The sequence below is a fragment of the Thalassospira marina genome (assembly GCF_002844375.1).
Taxonomy (GTDB): domain Bacteria; phylum Pseudomonadota; class Alphaproteobacteria; order Rhodospirillales; family Thalassospiraceae; genus Thalassospira; species Thalassospira marina.
In genome coordinates this window covers 660,939-685,965 of record NZ_CP024199.1, presented here as the reverse complement: position 1 = coordinate 685,965, position 25,027 = coordinate 660,939, and the positions used below count along the sequence as shown (strand labels likewise).

Annotated in this window: 19 protein-coding genes and 1 tRNA gene; 11 read left to right on the top strand and 9 right to left on the bottom strand. The window is 54.8% G+C overall.

Annotated features, from left to right (window positions below; translation table 11 throughout):
- Window positions 1–129 precede the first annotated feature (129 nt).
- Window positions 130–663, top strand: a complete 534-nt coding sequence (locus CSC3H3_RS03025; protein WP_101263723.1) for a winged helix-turn-helix domain-containing protein — start codon at window positions 130–132, stop codon at window positions 661–663.
- 305 nt (window positions 664–968) lie between these two features.
- On the opposite strand, the gene CSC3H3_RS03020 is transcribed toward CSC3H3_RS03025, so the two are convergent.
- Window positions 969–1,448, bottom strand: a complete 480-nt coding sequence (locus tag CSC3H3_RS03020) for a DUF4169 family protein (protein WP_101283621.1) — start codon at window positions 1,446–1,448, stop codon at window positions 969–971.
- Between the two features lie 494 nt (window positions 1,449–1,942).
- Window positions 1,943–3,055, bottom strand: a complete 1,113-nt coding sequence (locus tag CSC3H3_RS03015; protein ID WP_101263721.1) for a hypothetical protein — start codon at window positions 3,053–3,055, stop codon at window positions 1,943–1,945.
- Window positions 3,056–3,390: 335 nt separating this feature from the next.
- Between CSC3H3_RS03015 and CSC3H3_RS03010 the strand changes: the two genes are divergently transcribed.
- Window positions 3,391–3,467: transfer RNA gene (locus CSC3H3_RS03010), tRNA-Arg, on the top strand.
- 422 nt (window positions 3,468–3,889) lie between these two features.
- Window positions 3,890–4,417: a glycine cleavage system transcriptional repressor gene (locus CSC3H3_RS03005; protein ID WP_101263720.1), complete on the top strand. Its 528-nt coding sequence runs from the start codon at window positions 3,890–3,892 to the stop codon at window positions 4,415–4,417.
- 91 nt (window positions 4,418–4,508) lie between these two features.
- On the opposite strand, the gene CSC3H3_RS03000 is transcribed toward CSC3H3_RS03005, so the two are convergent.
- The 4 genes from CSC3H3_RS03000 to CSC3H3_RS02985 form a co-directional block, all read right to left on the bottom strand.
- Window positions 4,509–6,599, bottom strand: coding sequence for a calcium-binding protein (locus CSC3H3_RS03000; protein ID WP_101283619.1), 2,091 nt, complete (start codon window positions 6,597–6,599; stop codon window positions 4,509–4,511).
- Window positions 6,600–6,846: 247 nt separating this feature from the next.
- Window positions 6,847–8,595 carry a calcium-binding protein gene (locus CSC3H3_RS02995; protein ID WP_101283617.1) on the bottom strand — a complete coding sequence of 583 codons (1,749 nt, stop codon included), beginning with the start codon at window positions 8,593–8,595 and terminating at the stop codon, window positions 6,847–6,849.
- A gap of 113 nt (window positions 8,596–8,708) precedes the next feature.
- Window positions 8,709–10,454 (bottom strand): calcium-binding protein, encoded by a 1,746-nt coding sequence (locus CSC3H3_RS02990; RefSeq protein ID WP_101283615.1) that lies wholly within the window; start codon window positions 10,452–10,454, stop codon window positions 8,709–8,711.
- A 177-nt stretch (window positions 10,455–10,631) separates the two neighbouring features.
- Window positions 10,632–11,801 (bottom strand): GGDEF domain-containing protein, encoded by a 1,170-nt coding sequence (locus CSC3H3_RS02985; protein ID WP_101283613.1) that lies wholly within the window; start codon window positions 11,799–11,801, stop codon window positions 10,632–10,634.
- Between the two features lie 395 nt (window positions 11,802–12,196).
- Here CSC3H3_RS02985 and CSC3H3_RS02980 point away from each other — a divergent pair, with 395 nt between their 5' ends.
- Complete coding sequence (locus tag CSC3H3_RS02980) at window positions 12,197–13,183, top strand: HpcH/HpaI aldolase/citrate lyase family protein (RefSeq protein ID WP_101283611.1); 987 nt, start codon at window positions 12,197–12,199, stop codon at window positions 13,181–13,183.
- A gap of 39 nt (window positions 13,184–13,222) precedes the next feature.
- On the opposite strand, the gene CSC3H3_RS02975 is transcribed toward CSC3H3_RS02980, so the two are convergent.
- Window positions 13,223–14,053, bottom strand: coding sequence for an NAD(P)H-dependent oxidoreductase (locus CSC3H3_RS02975; RefSeq protein ID WP_101283609.1), 831 nt, complete (start codon window positions 14,051–14,053; stop codon window positions 13,223–13,225).
- Window positions 14,054–14,150: 97 nt separating this feature from the next.
- Between CSC3H3_RS02975 and CSC3H3_RS02970 the strand changes: the two genes are divergently transcribed.
- Complete coding sequence (locus CSC3H3_RS02970; RefSeq protein ID WP_101283607.1) at window positions 14,151–15,065, top strand: LysR family transcriptional regulator; 915 nt, start codon at window positions 14,151–14,153, stop codon at window positions 15,063–15,065.
- 132 nt (window positions 15,066–15,197) lie between these two features.
- On the opposite strand, the gene CSC3H3_RS02965 is transcribed toward CSC3H3_RS02970, so the two are convergent.
- Entirely contained in the window at window positions 15,198–16,220 is a 1,023-nt protein-coding gene (locus CSC3H3_RS02965) for a zinc-binding alcohol dehydrogenase family protein (RefSeq protein WP_101283605.1), read from the bottom strand.
- A 139-nt stretch (window positions 16,221–16,359) separates the two neighbouring features.
- On the opposite strand from CSC3H3_RS02965, the gene CSC3H3_RS02960 reads away from it, so the two are divergent.
- Window positions 16,360–16,845, top strand: coding sequence for a winged helix-turn-helix transcriptional regulator (locus CSC3H3_RS02960; RefSeq protein WP_101283603.1), 486 nt, complete (start codon window positions 16,360–16,362; stop codon window positions 16,843–16,845).
- Here CSC3H3_RS02960 and CSC3H3_RS02955 read toward each other — a convergent pair.
- A complete protein-coding gene (locus CSC3H3_RS02955; protein ID WP_101283601.1) occupies window positions 16,821–17,342 on the bottom strand; it encodes a GNAT family N-acetyltransferase in 522 nt (173 codons plus the stop codon). The two genes, CSC3H3_RS02960 and CSC3H3_RS02955, sit on opposite strands and share 25 nt — an antisense overlap.
- 163 nt (window positions 17,343–17,505) lie before the next feature.
- Here CSC3H3_RS02955 and CSC3H3_RS02950 point away from each other — a divergent pair, with 163 nt between their 5' ends.
- From CSC3H3_RS02950 to CSC3H3_RS02930, 5 genes are all read left to right on the top strand, one after another.
- A complete protein-coding gene (locus CSC3H3_RS02950; protein WP_101263709.1) occupies window positions 17,506–18,465 on the top strand; it encodes an acetyl-CoA carboxylase carboxyltransferase subunit alpha in 960 nt (319 codons plus the stop codon).
- 470 nt (window positions 18,466–18,935) lie between these two features.
- The gene (locus CSC3H3_RS02945) at window positions 18,936–19,715 is read left to right on the top strand and encodes an MBL fold metallo-hydrolase (RefSeq protein ID WP_101283599.1); all 780 of its coding nucleotides are present in this window, start codon (window positions 18,936–18,938) and stop codon (window positions 19,713–19,715) included.
- Between the two features lie 43 nt (window positions 19,716–19,758).
- The gene (locus tag CSC3H3_RS02940) at window positions 19,759–23,028 is read left to right on the top strand and encodes an ABC transporter transmembrane domain-containing protein (RefSeq protein WP_101283597.1); all 3,270 of its coding nucleotides are present in this window, start codon (window positions 19,759–19,761) and stop codon (window positions 23,026–23,028) included.
- On the top strand, window positions 23,025–23,282 hold the full coding sequence (locus CSC3H3_RS02935) for a hypothetical protein (RefSeq protein WP_101283595.1): 258 nt from the start codon (window positions 23,025–23,027) through the stop codon (window positions 23,280–23,282). The genes CSC3H3_RS02940 and CSC3H3_RS02935 overlap by 4 nt, the downstream gene beginning before the upstream one ends.
- Before the next feature lie 230 nt (window positions 23,283–23,512).
- Window positions 23,513–24,994: an NAD-dependent succinate-semialdehyde dehydrogenase gene (locus CSC3H3_RS02930; protein WP_101283593.1), complete on the top strand. Its 1,482-nt coding sequence runs from the start codon at window positions 23,513–23,515 to the stop codon at window positions 24,992–24,994.
- The last annotated feature ends 33 nt before the right edge of the window (window positions 24,995–25,027 follow it).

The window sequence follows — 25,027 nt, the reverse complement described above, 5'->3', positions numbered from 1 at the left end:
TCTTGTCTTCACAAGTTTGAAACATATCTGCAAACTATAATAATAATAACGCAGCCGGTTTTTATACCGGTCTGATAATAAAGATTACCCTTGGGAGGGAATTCGTTTCGCCAAAGACGGAGGCCCAAAATGACGACCACTACCGACTATATCCCCGGTGATCCCGCCCTGATGCTGACTGTGCTTCGCTCTGCCTCAGCCGGTCTTGGTCAGGAAGCGCTAAAGGAAAAAGTCCTGTCGCTTTTCTGCTGCGATGATGATGGCACCCAGATCATCCTGCAGGATTCACCCGCCCTTCGCACCCGCATCGAATATGCAAAATCCCACCTGAAAATGGCTGGCCTTATCCGTATTTCGGCTGATGGTACGCTGACCATTACCTCGCTGGGTGAAGCAATGCTGATCACTTATCCGCTGGGCATTGATGATGGTGTTTTGTGTTCCCTGCCTGCCTTTCGCAACCGGCTTTACAGTGAACATGCCCCTGCGGTCCGCGCCATTCCCAATGCGGCGCTGAATTACGGTTTTTCTGCTGGTCTGGGCGCACACCGCCTGACCGAAAACCCCTATCCCGCCGACAGCCGCGAACATGAAGACTGGCTGATGGGCTGGGACGAAGCCCTGGACCAGGACAAACGTGAAAAGGAAACCCTGCTAAACTGATGCCTGTTAAAACCGGCAAATATTTAAAACGAATGATCCCGGTTTAACCCTGCCTGCTATTTGACATCCGGTGCATTTTTGCACCCACCCCTGTTGCGATTTTTACCCAGCCTCGCGACCAGCCAGTTTGACATTGTGCAACCCTGCACGGTGCGCATCCCCGACACGGCTTTTCAAACCTTCCCGATCGTCGATCCGTGCAATCAACCTGAACGCGCCAAATATCAACATGGCACGACGCATACAGCATCAACCTCCGGTAACACTCTCAGTCGGTCGAATATCAGCCAACATTGCGGCAAAACCTATTTATCCGGCGACCGGGGTTTCAGGTGAACAACATTGGATGCCCCATCAGGCTGCTTTTTGCGCGCGGCCTTCCCCTTCGCATCCTCGCCAGCCGATGTCCTTTCCGTCAAAAACTCAGCTTTCGTTGGCTTTCGTGATGAAGCCGCTAAATCATCCCCGGCCAGGCTCGTCGCATCAGACAGCGCCACATCACCATCCGCAGTATTGCCAGCATCCAAACCCGCCTGCCGCTCGCCCTTTTCGGGATCAGCTACAGCAGGATTATCTTCCTTTGACGCCACCTTATCCGCCTTATCCCGCTCCGGCTGAAGGCGATGCGCATCGATCTTGCGATCTTCAATATCTTGCAGGGCTTTGGTCTGGCGGCGTTCCGCACGGGTCCGGCCAAATTCGGTGCGGTTGGCATCTGCCTTTTTCGCCTTTTCATCCCGCGCCTTGCGCTTGCGATGCTGACGCAAATTGACAATATCCGCCATTTTCGCCGTGTCCTTTGTTATGTGCCCAACCCAACAGTTGGCGATTTTAACATATCTGGCAGCAATTAACGGCTTTATCACATCCGCCCTGCCCGCCTGCATCCCCCATCAGCAAACACCGCAATAGCTTCACAAGCCAGAAGCAGAGTCGCGCATCATCGGAGCATCGGAGCATCGGAGCATCGGAGCATCGGAGCATCGGAGCATCGGAGCATCGGAGCATCGGAGCATCGGAGCATCGGAGCATCGGAGCATCGGAGCATCGGAGCATCCAGAAGGATCAATCAAAGCCGCAACGAAAACAACGGCATTGTAGCACCCGGCAACGCTCGGCATTCCCCGGCATTCCGCCTGCACCACAAATTGCCAGACGCGCTTTAACCACCATGAAGAACAGCGCATTCATTTCGACAAGCACGCAACAGACAAAAAGAAAGGGCACCTCGTTTGAGGTGCCCTGTTCCGGCCGTTCAACTGATCAGGATCGAGACTGATTAGCGGACGTATACATGTACTTCGTTGGCAGAGACCGAAGTGCTGGTCGAATCTGACAGGCGAACACGGGAGTTCGGCATGCCCATATCGGTCAGCGAGCGCAGAACGCTTTGCGCATCGCGCTTTGCCTTACTGCTGTTCAGCGCCACCTGTGCCGGGGTCCCGCGGTTCGGGGTCACGGCAACAATGTCAAAGGTCGCATCGGGGCGACGTTCCAGCGCACGGTTAACAGCATTATAAAGCGCCTGTTCGTATTTCACGCTGGCACTGTCAAAGCGGATAACAACAAGCGGACGGTCATCCGAATCGGGCATCGAACGGCTGCTGGCGACCGGCTGGGAAGGTGCAGATTTCGCAGCCAGCGATTCGCCGAAAATTTCGCCGTTCTTCACCGCAAGCGACAAAGCATTCAGGTTTGAACGCTCGCCAGCGATATAATTCGTCTGACGCGCAAGGTCTTCGCTGATTTCGCTGAGCAGACGATCAATCAGCACCGACGTGCGGTTGGTTTCGTCTTCAAGCATGGCAAGCTGGCGATGGTCTTCATCAACAGCGCCGGAAACCTGATAGGCCGAGCGGACCGATTCCAGAAGGAAGGTCGACAGCGTCGAGTCAGCGGCAACATCATTGGCCAGCGAATTGAGCGATGCGATATCGCCATTCACACGGTCAAGTTCCTGCTGTGCCTGGTTCCACTGGTTAACCAGCACCGGGTTACCCGGTGTGGTGCCAACCTGAAGACGGGCATTAATGGCAGCGACGGTGCCATGATAAGCCTGTGAATGGCTTACGGTCTGGGCACGCAGGCTTTGCAATTCGTTGTTATGGGTATTGAGCGCTGATTTCAGGCGGTTCAATTCCTGACGCATGCTTTCAACTTTGGTCCCGACGAAAGTGCCCGTCGATGACATGCCGCTTAACGGCTGCGTGCTGCGCATCACGTCGGCCTGTCCGGCCCCTGTCCCCATATCGGCCTGGGCCGTGGTTTGGCTCGCCGATGATCCGGCATCCTCCCCGCTCAGCGCCGGCCACATGGCATCGGTAGAATTTGAACACCCGCCTAGCAGCAGGGCGACGCCGAAAACGGCGAGGTAGGTTTTGCGAACGGCCATTTCGATCAATTACCTAATAGGAATAAGCGAATCTCCCTGGGCCTGTTTTTTTATGCGTAAACAAGCCCCTGCTCCCCTGGGATTGAAAAGCATCTTAATGGAGGGTTCCCTAAGGAACAAGACGCATTTCCCCCTTTTTTCCCCGTAACATAGCGATATTCGCCAACATGGCGGAAAACAGCGCCCCTCAAGGGTACTTACAGGCGATATTTTACGGGCCCGAAGAAAAAATACACTTTTTTGAAAATTACCGCTTGCAAAGGTCAACGCGTTTTCATAAGTTCCGCTCCGCCGACGGGGAGCACACTTCGCAAACCGGCGGAAAAGAAGACGAAGCGCCCGTAGCTCAGCTGGATAGAGCATCTGACTACGAATCAGAAGGCCGGAGGTTCGAATCCTTCCGGGCGCGCCATTGAAAGGCCCGACGTTAAAGCGTCGGGCCTTTGTCTTTTCCAGCCCCTCGCCAAATTTTTCCAGCTTTTCTGCCGTTTTGACGCATACGCACGTCTGCGCTGCCGCCATTTTTGTGCACCATTGCCGCCATCACATCGTACCGATCGCCGGAATCAGGCAGGTCCACGTCCCCAAAACGGTCACGCTCGAAAACGAATGCATCGTGCCCTGGCAAAGAATCAGGATTCTCGTCGCACTTTATTTTCAGCGGGCATCACCTTCGCAATCATGCGCAATCACACGCAATCTGCCCTGATGATCGGTCAAACTGCGAATGGATCAGGTCATCGAAGCTGTGCTAGACAGGGCATCACTATATTATAAAGTGTTATGCGCCCTGTTTGCGCGCCGCCACCATGCCGTAAAACAACGGAGACCCACATGAACGCCAATACCCGCATTACCATTTCCTGTCAGGACCGGGTTGGTCTGGTATCCGATATTACCGGTCGCCTGTTTGACATTGGCGTCAATCTCGGCCCAACGGGTTTTGCCCTTGATCAGGGCCGCGCGACCTTTACCACCGAATGCGAATTGCCCGACACCTGCCCGATCACGGAATGCGAAGCCGCCTTGTGCGAATTGACGATGGAACAGGCCGAAGTCACGGTGGAAGCAATTTATCCTGTCATTCCGGCCACCAATGCACCGGGTGCCACGCATATGATCGAATGCGCCGGTATTGACCAGCCGGGCCTGATTGCACGCCTGTCTGAAATCTTTATCGAATTTAACGCCAATATCGTGCAACTGGCCGCCAGCGCGACCAACGAAAACGATTCCCGCGTTTACACCACCCGCTTTGCCGTCGCCATCCCCGAGGATCGCGCCGCAGCCTGCTTGGCCACCCTTGCCAATACGGCCGGGTCCCTCCGCCTATTATTCAAGTTTGACACACTGGCAGGCTGATATCGCCCAAAACAGCCCAGGCAACACCAGATAGCACCCAAACGGCAAACGCCCTGATGCAATATCAGGGCGTTTCATTCAGGGCATTAGATCAACCAACCAGGGTATCTTCCCCAAAGAAGACATGCTCTTCGCCAAGTTCGTCAAGGGTGATGCCGTCTATCTGCACCCCATAATCATAATCGGACCCATTGGCGAAATCGACATAAACGCCGGTGTCATTTTGTTCGGCATGCTGCAGAAAATCGCGGAAATCATGGATGCCCGATTGATCCTGAAAATTCTCGGAAAGCTGGACCCGGTCATGAATGCCATTTTCATCGATCTGAAAATCGACAATCCGGTCACGTTCGGCACCACCTTCATATTCGTCCCATAAAAAGGTGTCGGAACTGGAATGTAAAAACCGGTAATGCACATCACCAATCAGGTAATCGTTGCCATCTCCGCCTTCAAGCGTGTCACTGCCATACCCACCCTGCAGCACGTCGTGGCCATCGCCACCGCGCAGGGTATCGCCGCCGGTTGAACCATCAAGACGATCCCGGCCATTCTGCCCTTCAAGAAGGTCGTTGCCACCATCACCTCTAATGAAATCATCGCCATCGCGACCGTAAAGCACATCGTCACCGCTCAGGCCGCGCAGATCATCATCCTCATTTGTGGCAAGCAGGGTATCGTCGGCCCCAGTTCCGATAACGTCTTCAAACCCCTTGATCACGGTCCCCTCATACCGGCTACCATGAATTTCATTTTCCATCAGGTCGATATAAAGCTGTTCCCCCTGATAGCCCTGCGGCCTGAAAAGGTCATAGCCACTTCCGCCATCAAGCACGTCATCCTCATTACCGCCCTCAATGATATCATCACCACTGCCACCCAACAGGGTGTCACTGCCTCCGCCATAGCTACTAAGCGAATCATCGCCCGAACCACCAAACAAGGTGGCGTTTCCGGTTGCTGAGCGGTCATAAAGACCGGCGTTAAGCGAGTCATTGCCAGCCCCGCCGATCAGAATGTCATTTCCAATGCCATCGGCGGTCAAATTGTCGCGGCCGTCACCGCCATTAAGGTAATTATCCTCGCTGTCGCCAACATCACGACCGGAATAGACGCTCAGACTATCGTGGCCATCGCCCCCATAAAGGGTTTCCCCCGTAAGTCTGTCCCCCCCGGCACTGCCATAAATTGTATCAACGCCCTCACCTCCAAAAACAGACTGTGCCACCCCTTCTTCTCGATCGGCAAGGTAAACCACGTCATCGTGATCAGTCAGGGTAAACTTTTCGATATTCAGGATGGTATCGCCCTCGGCATCCCCGCCATGCCCAACGCCAATACGCAAATCAAGTTCAACACCTTCGCTTGAATTCGCGTAACTCAGCAAGTCAATGTTGCCTGCACCATCCATATAGTCGGCACCAGGCCCGCCCAGAAATTCATCCCCCTGCTGGTTGCCCAGCATATAGTCGTCACCAGTGCCGCCATCAAACTGGTTAAACTGGCTTCCGCCAATCAGGCGGTCATCCCCGGCACCCCCCACCGCGCTAAAACCGGAATCCTCGGCTGCGACCAGGTTATCATCAAAATCCGAGCCGATAATCTCCAGTCTGCCATCTTCATCAATAACGGAAACCTGGTCCCCTTCGGCGTCACCGCCATGACCAAGGCCATCATTCATATCCAGACTGACACCAGCATCGGAATGGGCGTAACTGACAGTCGGCCTGGTATAGAATATCGGGTCAATCGTGATGGTATCCGCCCCCTTTCCCCCTTCGACGAAAAACAGGGTGCCGGTAAAGCTGTCATCCCCGTCCGATCCGATCAGGCCAAGCTGGGTACTGTAAATGTGGCTGGTATTGATAATCTGGTCACCTTCGGCCTCACCGCCAGAAGCATTAAAAACAACGCGTGGCTCGCCATTTTCATCAATCTCGCGACCATCGGAATAATATTCGATCGAAACCGGGCTATCTGACTGCGCATAGGAAAGCACGGTCTTGCCACCCGGACCACCCGCATCAAAGGTATCGGCACCATTTCCGCCCACCAGCGTATCGTTACCGCTTGTCGATACCAGCAGATCATCCCCATCCAGACCATAAAGGGTATCAACGTGATCAAGCCCTTCGGCGCCGGCAAGGCTATCATCACCAGCCGTTCCAACAATCGTTACCATTTAAACCTCCTTGCGATGGATAAAACCAGCCACAAGGTTACTACCCAAGGTTTAAATAACCAAACGGATAAGAAATAAAAATAACCAATTAAATCATTGTTTTAATTAAATAAATTTGGAACAGTTTTTGAAGTTTCAAGCACCTTGAACACACGAAATCACCCGCTGACATAGCACAACGGATAACAGCTCGAATGCAGCCAGCGATACAAAGGAGAGTTAACGCAGAGGCGACGTCATTATTCGATCAGCTCGCAAGCACACCGTCATCAAACACAACGTTGTTTTCATCGAGATCGGCAATGGCGATATTGTCAATCTGCACGCCATATTGATAATGGGCGTTATTGGCAAAATCGATATACACGCCGGTATCATTCTGTTGGGCATGGGCAAGAAAATCGCCAAAATCGTGAATGCCGGCTTTGTCCTGAAAATCGTCGCCCAGAACAATATGATCGCCGCGTTTCCCCGCGACAAAATCCACGATCCGGTCGCGTTCCGCCCCGCCTTCGTAAACATTCCAGACAAAGCTGTCATCCTGGTCAAGATAGTCGCTATTCATATAGCCCCCGACCAGATAATCGTTCCCATCGCCACCTTCGATGATATCGGCACCGGCGCCGCCAATCAGCAGGTCATGCCCGCCAAGCCCCTGCAGCACATCATCGCCCTGGCCGCCATACAGCACATTGCGCCCCGCCTCACCGACCAGACTATCATCACCGCTGCCGCCATAAATGTTTTCAATATTGCGGATGGTGTCGCCCTCAGCCTCGCCGCCATAGCTTTCATTGGTGGTTAAATTGACATGCACGGCAGGGTCATCCACCCGGCCATAACCATAGGAAATCAGATCATTTCCTTCGCCACCGTCAATGATATCGGCCCCTTCACCGCCATTAAAACCATCATCGCCCGTGCCACCAATCAGGATATCGTTTCCGCCACCGCCGCGCAGGCCATCATCGCCAGCACCCCCAAACAGGGTGTCATCGCCGCTGGTTTCGTCATAGCTTGCTTCGCCTTCAAGGCGGTCATTACCGGCACCACCGATCAATACATCGCTGCCGCCACGCCCGCGCAATTCGTTATCGCCTTCATCACCGATCAACAGGTCATCCAGCGGGCTGCCCTGCACAATCTCGATCCCGATCAGGATATCGCCTTCGGCATCCCCGCCCCAGCCAATGCCCGATCCCAAATCGACATTCACACCTGTCACGGCATCATCATTGGTGTAACCCGCACTATCGCGGTCCCCTTCACCGCCATCAATAAGGTCCGCACCTGGCCCGCCTGTGATATGGTCATTGCCCGGCCCGCCATGGATGATGTCATCGCCATCACCCGCGTGGATGAAATCGTGTCCATCGCCGCCCATCAGCACATCATTGCCGCCACCGCCCGAAAGCGAGCCATTGCCGCGTAACCGCGCGACCAGATAATCATCAAATTCCGACCCGATCAGACCGGGGGGATTATGCACCGCATCAATCACGTCACCTTCGGCATCCCCGCCCGATGCCGCACCGGTGTTAAGGTCGACCGAAACACCTTCGGGCGAATGCGCATAGCTGATCGAACTGTCATATCCCAGGTTGTAGTAGTGATCAGCCCCGGCACCACCTTCGGCAGCAGTCCAGTAGCCCCGAAAAATATCGTCATGGTCGGTGCCAATAATGCCAAGTTCAGTGCCATATTCGGGGAAATCAAGGGAATCCCCCGTCGCATCACCACCCTCAAGCAAAAAGTAGGGCCGCGAATACCCGCCATAAACGGCAGTAATTGCTTCGCTTGATCCTTCATAGGACAGGGTTGCGGTGTGGCCGCTTTCCTCGATCACAAACTGGTCGGCACCGGCACCACCGATCAGGGTGTCACCATCGCCAACCGCAATCAGCCGGTCATCCCCGGCAAGGCCATAAATCTCGTCAATGTTCTCTGTGCCAGTCAGCACGTCATTGCCGATGGTTCCGATGATGGTTGTTGTCATTGTCCTGCTCCCTTACACCAGATTGAGGCCAGATTTACAGACACACTCTCGGACCAGTAGGACCAATGGAACTAGTGCACAATGTCCCGCTGCTGGTTCCTGCTGCGTGCGGCCTATATCAGGGCATCGCCCATCCCGGCGCCGGCTGTGTCTGTATCAGGGTCATCGAACTGCACATTGCCTTCCCCCAGATCGGACAAATCAATGCCATCAATCTGCACGCCATAGCCGTAATGCCGGCCGTCAGCGAAATCGACATAAACGCCGGTATCGTTCTGCTCAGCATGGGCAAGGAAATCGGTGAAATCGTGAATGCCAGCTTTGTCCTGGAATTCCGCACTGAATTGCAGTTTGTCTTCGCTGCCAAAATCGGTGATGCGGTCACGCTCTGCACCACCTTCAAATGTTTCCCACAGGAAGGTATCGGCACCATGAACCCCGTGGGCATTTTCGCCATCCCCGGTCAGAAGGTCATTGCCATCGCCGCCAACCAGCGTGTCATCACCCGCACCACCGCGCAGGCCATCATGCCCGTCGCCACCGCGCACAATATCATTGCCAAACAGGCCTTCGATCATATTGCGGCCCTGGTCCCCCTCCAGGATATCGTCATAGCGTGAACCGCTCAGATTCTCGATATCCTCGAACACATCCCCGTCGGCACTTTCACCTTCGGCAAGGCCCGTCGCAAGATTGACATGCACACCGCTTTCGCCGTGGTCATTGTAATCAAGGGTATCAATACCGGCCCCACCCTTTAACAGGTCCCCGCCAAGGTCGCCGGTCAGGATGTCATTGCCATCACCACCGATCAGGATGTCGCTGCCAGCACCACCATCCAGGTCGTCATTGCCCGCACCTCCATCAAGGTAATCATCACTGCTGGTCAGGCCAAACTCATCGCCCCGCAGGAAATCATTGCCGCCGCCGCCAAAAATAAAATCATCACCGCCAAGGCCGCTCAGGACATTGCCGCCATCATCGCCAATCAGGGTGTCTTCAAAACTGGTGCCATAGGCCACTTCAACACCGCTATAGGTATCGCCGGTGGCGTCACCGCCCTGCCCTTCACCCGTGGCAAGGTCCACATAAACGCCGGTTGTGGCATCCGCCGTATCATAATGCACGGAATCCAGTATACCCGCGCCACCTTCAAAATGGTCAGCCCCGGCACCGCCCACCATATTATCATTTCCACCACCCCCCAGCAGGGTGTCATCCCCGTCCCCGCCCAGCAATGTATCCATCGATGATGACCCGGTCAGCACATCATCCCCGGCACCCCCATCCATCCATTGCGCGCTGTAATGCGAATTGGTCAAATGGTCGTCATGGGCAGACCCGATCAAACCCTGCAGGCCGAAATAGGTGCCAAAGCTGTCGCCCTGGGCATCGCCCCCACTGGCCGCCCCGGTGGTCAGGTTAACGCTTACCCCGGCATCGGAATGGGCATAGCTGACATAATTGTATCCTTCAAAATGGTCTGCCCCGCCGCCACCTTCAAAAACGGCGTTTTTGCCATCAAAGCTGTCATCATGGTCCGATCCCACAATTGTCAAATCAACGCGGCCAGCCGTACTGGTCACGCTATCGCCTGTGGCATCCCCCCCGCTGGCATCAAGGTGGGCGGCATAGGGGTCATAAAAAACGCTGATCGCGGCGCCGGACCCGGCATAGGACAGGGTCGCATTTTGCCCCTGTTCGTTAAAAACAAAGGTATCTGCCCCTTCACCACCGATCAGCACATCACCATTGCCAACGGCAGTCAGCCGGTCATCCCCGGCCAACCCGTCAATCAGGTCAATGTCGCTGGTTCCGGCAAGCACGTCATCTCCGCTGGTCCCGGTAATGGTCGCCATCGCCATATCCCTTTATGCAGGTGAATAATGCGAAAAGGCTACTACCAGAAGTTAAACAAGACAAACGGATAAAAACTAAATATATCCAAGCAAAAAATGACGTGATCGGAAGTTTTTTCGCCGTTATTTGAAATGAATTTTGAAATAATGCAAAATAACTGATGAATTACAACCGCATCAACCGGCAAATATGCGGTTACGCCCGGCTTCCTTGGCGCAAAATAGCCTGCCGTCTGCTTCTTTTAACACTGCCCAGGGGTCAGTTTCACTTTCGGGGCGCTGGGCCAACCCGATGGAAACAGTGATCCCCACCTGACGGGTGGATTCCGGCAGGGTGATTTTGCTGTTGGCGATTTTCTTGCGCAGATTTTCCAGCGTTTCATAAACCTTGGCCATATCGCGCCCGGAAAACAGGATGGAAAATTCCTCGCCACCATAACGAAATGCCTTGCCACCGCCCCCCACATGGGACAATTCGCGCGCAACCTTGCGCAACACGATATCGCCCACATCGTGGCCGTGGCTGTCATTGAACTTTTTGAAATGGTCCACATCCAGCATGGCAATACAATATTGCCCGCTAAGCTCCATCAGGGCATGGCCAAGGGCGCGTCGCCCTGCCAGGCCTGTCAGATCATCGACAAAGGCCATGCGCCATGCTTCCTGCACCACACCGCCCAAAACCACGCCCATCGCCGCCAGATAACCAAACGGGATATACCGGGTTTCAACCAGTTCGGCGGCAAAAACCGCCGGCAATGTGCAGGCAAAGGCAAATTCCAGCGACCGCCCCTTTGCCAGCAGCACAAGGACAACCGGCACAGATACCAGAAACGCCAGTTGCGGGATGGTATTGGCAACGCCGTCAAGCTCGATAAAACGGGTGTTCAAAAGGGCATAAAGCGCATTGGCAAGGTCTGGCCGGGTGGCAAACAGGATCAGGGCGAAAAACTGCAATGCCAGAAACAGCAGCCGGGCAATGCCCCGTTTGCGAAACACCCCGCGTTCCGACATGAAAGACAGCAAAAGCAGATTGACCGGCACCACATACAAAGTTGCCAGCCGCAGGAAACGCACACCTTCAGGGGAAAGAACAACCGGCGCACCGATAAAAAACCAGTAGCAAAATGCCAGCACCAGCATCGCATAAACAACGCGGCCCCGGCTAAACCAGCCGCCCAGCACGATGCCCAATATCGCCATCATAAACGGGCGAAACTGCATAAAACCCACAAGACCATCGGGTAAAACACCGGCCTTGTCGCCAAATACCAGTGCCGTTACCGCAGCAAGTATGACAAGCGGTATCAACCCGACTGAAATGCAGGCAAAAAAGGCACGACGCATCCGACCCCTGGCCCGTTATAATCTTCCCCGGAGATTTGACCGGCAATATAAAGTTAAAACCTGAAAAATTCCTACATTAGTTTCAATTTCGGATAATTATTCACATTATCCGGCCGCAAAACACGCCAATTCCCCGTAGGCGGCGCTGTTTCCGCCCGTTTTTGCCGGGTCTCCAATGCATTGGCAGTGCGATGCACAAAAAATTCACCTGACACGCCCTTTCACACCATCGTCGAATTGGACGCGGGCGGGAAAATTTTGCTAACATGCGCGGCAACAGGGCGGCACAACATTATAAAAGACCGCTTTTTCTGCCCAGGCAGGCCCCGGTACAGGTTTGACGCCATTGCGCATTTTTCGGCAATGCCTTTGCGCAATGCAGCAAGGAGAAACACATGAGCTTCACCACACCGACCCCGGCACCCGCACGCCTGAACCGGTCCGAACTTGCCGTGCCCGGAAGCCGGATCGAACTTTTTGAAAAAGCGGCAAAATCAAAGGCCGATGCCATTTTCCTGGACCTGGAAGATGCCGTTGCCCCGCGCGACAAGGAACAGGCGCGCAAAAACATCATTGCCGCCATCAATGATATCGACTGGGGCGACAAGGTTTTATCGGTACGCATCAACGGGCTTGATACCCACTATATGTATCGCGATGTGGTGGATGTGCTCGAACAGGCGGGCGACCGGCTGGACCTGATCATGATCCCCAAGGTTGGCACCGCATCGGATGTTTATGCCCTTGATATGCTGGCAACCCAGATCGAAACCGCCAAGGGGCGCAAAAAACGCATCGGGTTCGAGCTGATCATTGAAACCGCCCTTGGCATGCAAAACATTCACGAAATTGCCGCTGCATCGAAACGCAATGAAAGCCTGCATTTTGGTGTGGCCGATTATGCCGCATCGACCAAGGCGATGACCACCGGCATTGGCGGCCCCAACCCGCATTATGGCGTACTAACCGATAAAGATGGCGATGCCCCGCGCGATTATCACTGGGGCGATATGTGGCATTACGCCATTGCCCGCATGGTGGTGGCTGCGCGCGCCAATGGCCTGCGCCCGATTGACGGGCCGTTTGGCGATTTTTCCGACCCCGATGGTTACCGTGCCCAGGCCGCGCGTGCCATGGTTCTGGGCTGCGAAGGCAAATGGGCCATCCATCCCAGCCAGATCGCCCTTGCCAATGATGTTTATTCCCCATCGGAAGCCGAGGTCACCAAGGCAAAACGTATTCTCGAAGCAATGGAAAAAGCCCAGAATGAAGGGGCTGGTGCCGTTGCCCTGGATGGCCGCCTGATCGATATCGCATCGATCAAGCAGGCCGAAGTCATGGTGCATCAGGCCAACATCATTGCCGCCAAGGACGCACAATAGGGCATCACAGGCCCGCTGCCCAACCGGGCAATGCCAATATCAGCTGGCGGCACGTCGCGCCGGGCGAGGAACGGTTTCAACCGGGTCGCCCGGCTGCACCAGATGAATGCGCGTGCCGCCCTCGCCCCCGCCAAGGCCGGGTTTCAAACGCTGTTGCCCATCGTAATGGCCGCCATTTTGTGTGCGAAAGGCAATCGGTTCGGCGTCAAACAGGGTATCAAGGCGATCAATCAGGTCCACCTTAACCTGTTGCCATCTTTCGTCATCCATGCGGTCACTTTGATAAACCGGGAAAGCCGGCAACACATCAAAGCCAGGATAAAACAGTGTTCCGTGCGTGATCGGCCACAAAATATCGTCCAGGCTGCCATTAACACCCCGGTCGCTATAATGTGGCGCACGCCCGCCAATGGGCAAAATCACCATGGCGCGCCGCCCGGCCATAACACCTTCGCCATAGCGATCACCCCAGCGCTCCCCGCCGTGCTGGCCAACACCATAGGCAAAGCCAAAGGCAAAAACCCGGTCAAACCAGCCTTTCAAAATGGCAGGCATGCCAAACCACCACAGCGGAAAGGTAAATAAAACCGCATCCGCCCATAACAGTTTTTGCTGTTCGGCGGCAATTTCCGGGCTTTGGGTGCCAGATGCAAAGGCATGGCGGGATTCCGCCACATACCGCAGGCAATCGGGGTTCGTGATGTCGGTAAAATCATCGGCATCGGCCCCGGCTTTCCAGCCCATGGCATACAGGTCCGATACCTGCACATCATGGCCGCGCGCCCGCAATGTGGTTACGGCAACATCTTTCAAGGCCGATGTCAGCGATTGTGCCTCGGGGTGGGCATGGACAATCAGGATCTTTTTCACGGTCTCATCCTTTTTGGAAAATCACTTTATCGGGTGATCATTCCCCATTGCCCTGCTATCGTTGAAATCAAAGTTTTTATGTTTTGGTATAATTTCAATGGATATCAAACAGCTTGACCTGAATTTGCTGGTCACCCTCGATACCCTGCTGGCAGAACGCAATGTTACCCGGGCGGCACAGCGCCTCAATATCAGCCAACCCGCCCTTTCCGCGCGGCTGACCCGCCTGCGCGACCTGCTAAATGACCCGTTATTGCTGCCATCCCAGCGCGGCATGATCCCGACCGAACGCGCGCTCGAACTTCAGGCACCACTCCATGACGCAATCGAAGCTGTGCGCCGTGTCATTGCCGAAACCAGCCCGTTTAACCCCGCCGAAATCCGGGCAACCATCGCCATTGCGGCTAGCGATTATGTGCAATATTCGGTGCTGCTGCCGTTGCTTCATGCCATGCATGACGAGGCACCGGGCATTCGCCTGTCATGGCGCACCATTGATACCGCCCATCTGGAAGATGAAATGGTCCGGGGCGATATTCACCTGGCCATGACCACACCCGAAACCGCCCCAAAAGCCCTGCATATGCGCCATCTTTACCACGAAGATTACGTTGCCATTGCAAGGCCCAACCACCCTGCCATTCACGGCAAACTGGACCTTGCAACATTTTGCATGCTTGATCACGTCATGGTTTCGCCCGAAGGCGGCGGGTTTGAAGGCCCGGCCGATGCCGCCCTGAAAGGACTGGGAAAAACCCGCCGGGTTTACCTTTCCGCGCCGGGCTTTCTGATCGTGCCCGATATCATCGCCCAAAGCGACATGATCGCCCTTGTCCCCAAACGGGTGGCGCAAAACCGCGAAGGCCGCCTGCAAATCCTGCCACCGCCTTTGCCAGTGCCGGGTTTTGACATGGCCCTGGTCTGGCATGACCGCACAACAACTCACCCCATGCATCGCTGGCTGCGCGAACGGATATACCAGCTCCTGCGCGATCCCACCCAAAACCCTTAAATATCGCGCCAAAACAAAACCGGACCGGCGAAAAATCACCGGTCCGGTCTGCTATCTCATGCCGCATTGGCTTTGTCCGGGGCAAAACCCCCGCCATCATTACGGCCTTTATCTGCCCGGCTTATAAATGCCTCAGGCACCCAGCCCGTCAAAAATGATCTTGCCAATGGCCTTGCCACTTTCCAGCAGGGCGTGGGCCTTGCGCAGGCTTTCGGGTGTCAGCGCGCCAAAATTTTCACCGGTGGTAACCTGCAGCGCATCGCCATCCACCAGGGCGGCAACCTCACTTAACAGTTTGTGCTGTTCAACCATGTCACCGGTCTGGAACATTGAACGGGTGAACATGAATTCATAGGAAAAGCTGGCCGATTTCGCCTTGAGCAAATCCACATTATGGTTGTTCTTGGCTTCGGTAATGGTCACGACATGGCCCTGCGGTGCGACCAGATCGCACATCACATCCCAATATTCATCGGTTTCCGATGTGCAAAGCACATACTCAACGGCGGCAAAACCGGCCCCTTCAACCTGTTCTTTCAGGGGTTGATGATGGTTGATCACGTGATCGGCCCCCATTTTCGTGACCCACGAAATGGTTTCCGGGCGGGATGCAGTTGCAATCACCGTCAAGCCAGCCATTTTCGCCAACTGAATGGCGATTGATCCAACACCACCCGCACCATTAATGATCAGGATGCTTTTCCCCTGATTGGCAGAAACAGCAGTCCGGTCGATTTTCATGCGATCAAACATCGCTTCCCACGCCGTAATCGTCGTCAGCGGCAGGGCAGCAGCGGTTGCGAAATCCAGTTTTTTGGGTTTCAGGGCCACAATGCGTTCATCAACCAGTTGCAATTCACTGTTTGAACCAGGCCGCGTTACATCCCCCGCATACCAGACTTCATCACCCTTGTTAAAAAGTGTGACCTTGTCACCAACGGCTTCAACAACACCGGCGGCATCCCAGCCCAGCACCTTGAAGGCACCATCATCGGCCTTGCCACGGCGGACTTTGAAATCCACCGGGTTTACGGCAACACCTTTGACCCGCACCAGAATGTCATGCCCGGTTGCAGTGGGGGTTTCAATGTCAGTTTGTTCAAACAGGTTTTCATCCGTCACCGGACGGGCAATTTTCAGGCCAATGGCTTTCATGGTCGATCCTCCTTGCTGAGGTTTGATTTGCGAATGCCAATTTCCTACCCCATAATAACGGCCATGATAAGTACGCACAATTAAAGCCACTAGTGACACTTTGTATACTATTGGGCTTTTCTGCCGTTTTGGAGGATACATGACCAGTTTCAACTGCCCGCCCAACCGAAGCCCCGGCTGCCCTGTTGAGGGGGCGCTGATGGTGATTGGCGGCAAATGGAAAGGCGTTGTCCTGTTTCACCTGCTTGATGGCACCAAACGGTTTAACGAACTGGGCCGGTTAATGCCCGGCGTCACCCAGCGCATGTTAACCCGCCAGCTTCGCGAACTTGAACAGGATGGCGTTATCCACCGCGAGGTTTACGCCGAAGTCCCCCCGCGCGTGGAATACAGCCTGACGGAAAAGGGCGAAAGCCTGCGCGCCATCATCATCGCGCTAAAGGACTGGGGCGAAGAAAACGTGCCCTATTATGCGCCGAAGCCCGATGCCAAAACCAAACCGGCGAAATCCGCCAAATCCCCCCAGCCTGCCGGGGCGGGTTACGAAACCCCAGGCAAAGGCAGCAAAGCACGGACAAAGGCAACGGCGCGCATGCACGATCAGGCGATGGAAAGTGTTTCCTGAGGCAGGATATCGCGGGTCATGATCACATAGGTTGGCGCATCAAACCCCGGATGGTTGCCTTCGCCGGTAATGGCAAAGCCACAGCGGGTAAAAAAGGCAATATTACCGGCAAGTTCCTTGCGCACATGCAGCCGCGCCTTGGTCAGGCGACCTGCCTTTGCAACATGATCAAGTGCCGCATTGATTAACGCCTGCCCGATCCCGCGCCCATGACACGCCGGATCAACCGACATTTTGTAAAAATAGGCATCATCCACCCCCTGTTCGATCCAGACCTGGCCAATAATAAACCCATTATTGGCAACATCGCGCGCGACCAGCACCGTATCACGGTCAAATCGCCATTGCAGTTCAGCGCTGTCCACACGGCTGACCGAACTGGGCGGGTTTACGATGCCATCCTGAAAGGCAAAGGCTTCCTTTAAAATAACCACAAGGCGGTCAAAATCGGAAATATCGGGCGAAAGCAGCTCGGTGATCTGCAAATTTGTGGACATATTATTTCCATCAGGCAAACTTGGGGGCGCATATTTCATGCAATTTGGTCAATGATACGGTTGAATCTTGAATTTATCGCGCCTTTTTTTGCTCGACCCTTGACGTAGCAAACTGATCACGTATGTTCCGCACCATTGTTTCCCAGCCGGATTTGACGTCCTGATGCACAATTTTCTGGATTTTGAGAAGCCGATCGCCGAACTCGAAGGCAAGATCGAAGAACTCCGCCATTTGAGCGGCAATGATGATGAAGTCAACATTGCCGATGAAGTTGCGCGCCTGCAAGACAAACTGACCAAGCTTTTGCAAAGCACCTATGGCCGTTTGACCCCATGGCAAAAAACCCAGGTTGCCCGCCATCCGGATCGCCCGCATTTCGTGGAATATATCAAATTCCTGTTTGATGATTTCACCCCGCTGGCAGGCGACCGCCTTTATGGCGAAGACGAAGCCATCATTGGTGGCCTTGCGCGTTTGCGTGGGCGCAGCGTCATGGTTATCGGCCATGAAAAAGGCCGCGACACCGAAACCCGTGTGAAGCACAATTTCGGCATGGCAAAACCCGAAGGTTACCGCAAGGCGATCCGCCTGATGCGTATGGCCGAGCGTTTCAACATTCCGGTTGTGACCCTGGTTGATACTGCCGGCGCCTTCCCCGGTGCCGATGCCGAAGCCCGCGGCCAGTCCGAAGCCATTGCCCGTTCGATTGAAACCTGCCTTGATATCAAAGTGCCGCTGGTTTCTGTCATTATCGGCGAAGGTGGTTCGGGTGGCGCGATTGCGCTTGCCACGGCAAACACCGTTCTGATGCTGGAAAACTCGATTTATTCGGTTATTTCCCCGGAAGGCTGCGCTTCCATTCTGTGGCGTTCGGGCGAAGAAGCCAAAACCGCCGCCGAAGCCCTGCGCCTTACCGCACAGGACCTGCAGCAGCTTGGCGTGATTGACGAAATCGTCGAAGAACCGCTTGGTGGTGCCCAGCGCGAACCGCAGAATGCCTGCAAAATGGTTGGCGATGCCATCGAAAAAGCCCTGATCGAACTTTCCGATCTTGAAGGCGGCGTTCTCAAGGCCCGTCGCCGCGACAAGTTTCTCGATATGGGCCGTCAGGGTCTTAACTGACCGGCACAGTCGCAAATTTAAAAAAGGGTCGGCCCATTTTGGTGCCGGCCCTTTTTGTTTGGTAGCATTCCCTATCAACACAGCCACGACCAAGGCAGCATCGCCGGGCCTGTCGTCGCAATATGCCACCATCCCCGCCGGTCCCCCGGCACTGGCATCACGCCGCCGGCACCGGCATCACGTCGCAAATGCACCCAGCGCGTATTTTCCACAACATACTGACATATAACGAGTCATCGCCTTTACCTGTTCTTTGGTACGGCACGCGCGCTTTGGTTTTGTTGCCCCAACCCAAATTCGCCCAAGGCAGGGGAATTTGCAGGCCCTGGCCCGGTTTTCCGGGCCGTTTGCCAGGCAAAAGCCCGCAAAGCCGCCCAAAACCGTGCAATCGGCGCAAAATTGAATAAATTAAGGTGGTTCTAAACACCATTCCTCGTCTAAGATTTTGTCAAAGCAAGGGGAGTTGGGGAATGAAGCTTACTTTTGCGGGCACAGGATCTGCGTTCTGTACCGCTGCCGATAATTTCCAAAGCAATATGATTTTGGAAACCACGAATACCGATACCGGCCAGTTGGCACGCATGCTGATTGACTGCGGCACGGATGCGCGCCATGCGCTGCACCGCCTTGGCCTGTGGCCGAAAGATTTTGAAGCCATCTATGTCAGCCACCTGCATTCGGACCATATCGGCGGTCTCGAATGGATCGCGCTTAGCAACTATTTCATTTTCCGCCGCCACCGTGTCGACCTGTATCTGGTCGATGAACTGATCGAACCGCTTTGGGAACACAGCCTGCGGGGCGGCCTTGAAGTCAGCGATCATGGCGACAGCACCCTGGACACCTATTTTAACGTCAAGCCGATGGCGCCAAAAGGCAGTTTTAACTGGCATGACGTTAAAATGGATATCCTGCCTGTTGACCATATTGTCGCCGACGAAGGAAAAATGCTGTCATATGCGCTGTTTGGCGAAACAAAATCGACACGCTTTTTTGTTACAACAGATGCGATTTTCGATCCCGATGCCCATATGCCCTATTACCGCAAGGCCGATATCATTTTTCAGGATTGCGAACTGGGTCCAAGGCATTCGGGTGTACATGCACATTACGACCAGCTAAAGACCCTGCCCGACGATATCAAAGCCAAAATGTGGCTTTATCACTATCCGGCCTATGCGAAGCCCGATGCCGTAGCCGACGGCTTTTGTGGATTTGCCATGCCGGAACAAAGCTTTGACCTGGCCTGACCGGATCAACCGGTCGGGCGTTGCAGTATAACGGGAAACGTGCATGCCGCATTCGGTGTTTGCCTATATCTGGCGCCATAGCCGCTTACAGCAGATCGTTCTTTTGATCATTACGGTGCTGTCTTTTCCGTTCCTGTATTATTCCCTCGACCTGCCCAAAATGATCGTCAACCAGGCCATCGGTGGCGCTGGTGAACCATTTGAAATTCTGGGGGTGCAGTTAAACCAGGTTGAATATCTGTTCAGTCTGTCGGGTATTTTCCTGGCCCTGGTTTTCATCAATGGCGGGTTCAAATACCTGATCAACGTATATACCGGGGTCATGGCCGAACGGCTTTTGCGCCGGATGCGCTATATCCTGTATGAACGGGTCCTGCGTTTTCCGCTGCCGCATTTCCGCAAAACCAGCCAGGGCGAAATCGTTTCCATGATCACCGCCGAAGCCGAACCGTTAGGCGGTTTCTTTGGCGAGGCCTTTTCCCTGCCCGTTTATCAGGGCGGCATCCTTGTAACGATCTCGGCCTTTATCTTTATCCAGGACCCGTTAATGGGGCTGGCGGCAGTATCGTTTTATCCGCTGCAGGGCTATATCATTCCCAAATTGCAGCGGCGCGTAAACCAGCTTGGCAAGGATCGCGTTCAAAATATCCGCAGGCTTTCCGAACATATCGGCGACACCGTCAGCGGCGCGACCGACATTCGCGCCCACAATACCCAGGGCTATGAACTCATGCGCTATACCCAGCGCATGGGGCGTATTTTTGAAATCCGCAAGGAAATCTATTTCCGCAAGTTTTTCATCAAGTTCCTCAACAACTTCATCGCCCAGATCACGCCGTTTTTCTTCTATTCGATTGGCGGTTATCTGGTTATTGCTGGCGACCTGTCCTTTGGCGCGCTGGTTGCGGCCCTTGCCGCCTACAAGGATATGTCCGCCCCCTGGAAGGAACTTCTGGCCTATTACCAGCGTCTGGCTGATGCCCATATCAAATATGACCAGCTTTATGAACAGTTTGAACTGCCCGACCTGGACCAGGAACACGAACTGACCGCCCCGGTTGCCGACCATCTTAAATCACCGATGGATGTATATGCCCTGTCCTGGATGGATGATGACGGCACGCGCGTTGTTGAAAATGTATCATTCAACATGACCCTGCCAGGATCCGCCCTGCTGACAGGCACAGCCGATAGCGGCAAATCGCATCTGGCGCGCTTGCTGGTTCGCCTGATCACCCCCAGCAGCGGCCGCATCCAGTTTGATGACCTGAACGCAGCACAGCTCCCCGCATCGGCATTGGGGCAGCGTACCGCCTATGTCGGGCCGGATTCGTATCTGTTTCACGGCACCATTTCCGATAACCTGCTTTACGGCCTTAAACATCGCCCGGTAATTGACCATAAAACTGCCGCAGGCGGCAGTGCGGGCAAAGACGGCAACGATGATGAAAATGGCGACGAAGGCAGCAATACCGGCAAAGACGCCATTGGCGAAAACCTGACCGATATTGGCAAACTGCCCCCGCCCGCCCTGGTCGAAGAAGTCAAACTGGCATCGCCAACCGACCTTCCCGATCATTTGACGGCGGAAATGTTTGATGAAATCAAACGGTCCGGCAACATTCCCTATGACCCCAGCGGGCAATGGATCGATTATGTCGGCCCCGGTTATGAATCGCTTGAACAGCTTAACAGCGAATTGCTGTCGCTGTTGTCTGTCGTCCATCTGGACCGCGATATTTACCGCATTGGTCTGTTCCGCCGTATTGATCCCAAACTGCGCCCCAACCTGTCAAAGGCGGTGCTGGCCGCACGCCCGCGCCTGAAGGAACTGCTGGCTGAACGCGGCCTTGCCGACCTTGTCGAACCCTTTGACATTGACCGCTATAACGACAACGCCACCGTCGGGATCAACCTGATCTTTGGTGTGCCGGTCAATCCAAATTACGAACGACGCAATTTCCTTGCCCATCCCTATTTCCAGGGGGTGTTGCGCGATAACGGCCTGTATGAACCCATGATCAATATGGGCCGTAATATGCTCGATCTTATGATCGAGCTGTTCACCGGCCTGCCGCCGGGGCACGAATTTTTCGACCGCTACAGCTTTATTTCCGCCGATGAACTGGCTGACGTCAAAAACATGCTCAAACGCATTGATGGCGTCGCGGTCAATGACATTGGCGAAGATGACAGACTGCGCCTGCTTGAAGTCGCCATGAACCTGACACCGGCCCGTCACCGCCTGCGCGTGATGGACGACAATTTCCGCGATCTGGTATTGAAGGCACGGCCCAAATTCCACGAAAACATCCCCGAAGACCTCGCCAGCGAAATCGACTTCTTTGATGCCAACAGCTATACCGCTGCCGCATCCATCCTCGATAACCTGCTGTTCGGGCGCTTTGCCTATGGCCGTGCACATTCCGAAGAACGCGTTGGCGATGTTCTGTTTGAAATCGCACGCGATGGCGGCCTATACGAAGCCCTGATCGCCCTTGGTCTTGAATCCGATGTGGGTGTGGGTGGCAGCCGTGTATCACAAAGCCTGCGGCAAAAAATCACGCTGGTTCGCGCGCTGATCAAAAACCCCGATATCCTTGTTGTCGACGAGGCCCTTTCAGCCATCGATAACGAAACCCGCGATCAGGTGGTCGAATATCTGACCCGCAGCGCAACGGATCGCAGTGTGATCTGGGTTGATGGCGCCGATATGTCGGGCGAACATTTTTCGACCTGCCTGCATATGTCCAACGGCAAGCTGACCCGGCGTGACACCCAGGAAGGCACATCGCCAGATACCGCCGCTGATGCCGCCGCCATCACCGCCGAAAGCGATACCACCCCGGCCGAAGATGGCAGCATCGAGGAAGAAGTCCGGCTGCTGCGCACCATTCCGCTGTTTTCGGCACTGGACCCCAATGTCATCAAACTGCTGGCATTTACCAGCCCGCGTCTCACCTATAAGCGTGGCGAAATCATCGTCAAACAGGGTGAACCGGGTGATGCGGCCTTTATCGTGATTTCGGGTCGTGGTGAAATCTGGCTGACAACCGAAGAAGCCCAAACCCTGAAACTGCGTGATGTCGAACCGAAGGAAGTGATTGGCGAAATTGCCTTGCTGGTCGATCAGCCCCGTTCTGCCACCATCCGCGTGGTCGAAGACATGACCGTTCTTAAGCTCGACAAGGCGGAATTCCTGGGTCTTGTCCGTCAGGACCAGGCCGTTTCTGTCCAGTTGCTGCGCGTTCTTGCCGAACGGCTGGACCTGACCACCAAACAGCTTTCGAGCCGCGATCAACAGGGCCGATGAATAAACTTGCCGCCATTCTTATTGCCGCCATTGTCGCCATCCTGCTTGTTCTCGGGCTGGTGGCGATTATTGGTGGCAGTCTGGCGGGTGCCCTTATGGTGGTCATCGGCATTCCCTTTGCCTTCCCCACCACCACAACGCTGTTATTGCTGGTTTTTCTGGTGCTGATCATTCGCACCCTGTTTGAAAAACAGAAAAAACGCCGCGAACTTAAAGCCTGGCTGAACGACAATAACGAAAAAGACAGCCAATAATTTCTGCGTCTGGATTTGATGATTTTCCATAAATATCAAATCACTAACCAAAATCCCCCAACAGGCCGCAGAAAAAACATCCTCCAAACGGCCCCTGTTGCCAAAAAAACCGCAACAATTGGCATCACCTTCGGAAACCTCCTCTGCACCGATATTGTTAGGCTGCCTTCAGTTCAACAGGCAGACCCGGCATCACAAAAATGGCCGGGCCCGTTTTTAAGGAGGCTCCCATGACGGCACAATTGAAAGAACAGCGTTGTGTGTCGTTAAGCAATCTGACCGATTTGCGCCTGCTGCGCGAACACGCCTATATTGATGGGCGCTGGTGCTCGGCCGATAATCGTCAGGTGATCGAGGTCACCAACCCGTTTGACGGCAGTTTTCTGGGTACGGTCCCCAATATGGGTGTCACCGAAACCCGCCGCGCTGTTGAGGCCGCACAAAAGGCCTTTCCGGCCTGGGCAGCCCTTCTGCCCCAGGACCGGGCTTCGCGCCTGCGCCGCTGGTTTGAATTGCTGATCGAAAACAGGGAAGACCTTGCCCTGCTGATGACCCTGGAACAGGGCAAGCCGATCAATGAATCGCGCGGTGAAATCGACTATGCCGCAAGCTTTGTCGAATTTTACGCCGAAGAAACCAAACGGGTGAATGTCGAAAGCATTTCATCGCATCTGCCCAACCGGGCCATGTCGGTGCGCCGCGAACCCGTTGGCGTAACCGCCGCCGTCACCCCGTGGAACTTCCCCTGCGCCATGATCACGCGTAAGGCAGCAGCCGCCCTTGCCGCTGGTTGCACCATGATCGTGCGTCCCGCCACAGAAACCCCGTTTTCGGCAACGGCCCTGGCCGAACTGGCCGAACGGGCCGGTATCCCGGCAGGTGTCTTTAACGTCATTACCGGCGATCCCAACCCTGTTGTCGGCGAACTTTGCGGCAACCCCACGGTACGTGCCCTGTCCTTTACCGGTTCCACGCAAATTGGCCGCCTGCTGCTGGCACAGGGTGCGCAAACGGTTAAAAAAATGTCGATGGAACTGGGCGGGCATGCGCCGTTCATCCTGTTTCCCGACATGGATCTTGATCTGGCGGTTAGCCATGCCATCGGGGCCAAATTTGCCACCAGCGGCCAGGATTGCCTGGCAGCCAACCGCATTTTTGTTCATCGCGATATTTACGATGCATTCCTGGAGCGTTTTGCCAATGCCATCGAAAAATTGCGGGTTGGCAATGGCCTGGATGAAGATTGCGAAATCGGCCCACTGATGCATGAACGTGCCGTTGCCAAATGCGACGAACATGTCGAAGACGCCCGCGCCAAAGGTGCCCGCGTCCTTGCCGGTGGCAAAACCCTGGGCGGACTTTTTTATGCCCCGACCCTGCTGGCCGATGTCACCGAAGACATGCAGATATATCACGAAGAAACCTTTGGCCCGGTTGCCCCGGTGATCCCGTTTGATAGCGAAGAAGAAGTCATCAAACGCGCCAATGACAGCGAATATGGCCTTGCCGCCTATCTTTACACCAACGACCAGTCGCGCGCCAACCGCGTTGCCAATGCACTGGAATACGGCATGGTCGCGCTGAATTGCGTGAAAATCACCGGCGCGCCGATCCCCTTTGGCGGGGTCAAACAATCGGGTCTGGGCCGCGAAGGTTCGCGCCACGGCATGGAAGAATTCACCGAGCTTAAATATGTCTGCGCAGCATTTTAACGCTGCCAGCACATCCCCAAACCTCAACGGGAG